Annotated in this window: 1 protein-coding gene; it reads left to right on the forward strand. The window is 42.6% G+C overall.

Features of this window, described 5'->3' with window-relative positions; all coding sequences use genetic code 11:
• Positions 1–59: 59 nt before the first annotated feature.
• Positions 60–652: nicotinamide riboside transporter PnuC (gene pnuC / locus GMD1S_RS10705; RefSeq protein ID WP_000214768.1), on the forward strand; the 593-nt coding region annotated here is incomplete at its 3' end.

The raw sequence follows: 652 nt of genomic DNA on the forward strand, positions 1-652 counted from the left end.
AGAGCGTTGCGTCCGAAAGTCTATCCAGACACGGCTCTTTAAAAACAAAAGGAGAAAATATGACGACTTATTTGCAAACAAAACTCAAGAATATCAAAATTACTCTTGGTGAAATGTCTGGTGGCTACCGCCGTATGGTTGCTGCTATGGCTGATTTGGGATTTTCAGGAACCATGAAGGCTATCTGGAATGACCTCTTTGCCCATCGTAGTTTTGCTCAGTGGCTTTACCTGCTGGTTTTAGGAAGTTTTCCAATCTGGCTGGAGTTGATTTATGAACACCGCATTGTTGACTGGGTTGGGATGATTTGTAGCTTGACAGGGATTATCTGTGTTATCTTTGTATCGGAAGGTCGAGCAAGTAATTACCTTTTTGGTTTGATTAACTCTGTTATTTACCTTATCTTGGCTTTGCAGAAAGGCTTTTATGGTGAGGTGCTAACGACACTCTACTTCACGGCCATGCAGCCAATTGGACTTCTAGTTTGGATCTACCAGGCACAGTTTAAAAAGGAAAAGCAGGAGTTTGTCGCGCGTAAACTGGACGGTAAGGGTTGGACCAAGTATCTTTCTATTAGTGTTTTCTGGTGGTTGGTATTTGGGTTCATTTATCAGTCTATCGGAGCCAATCGTCCTTATCGCGATTCCATCAC

The organism is Streptococcus sp. GMD1S, assembly GCF_000296875.1.
GTDB lineage: Bacteria > Bacillota > Bacilli > Lactobacillales > Streptococcaceae > Streptococcus.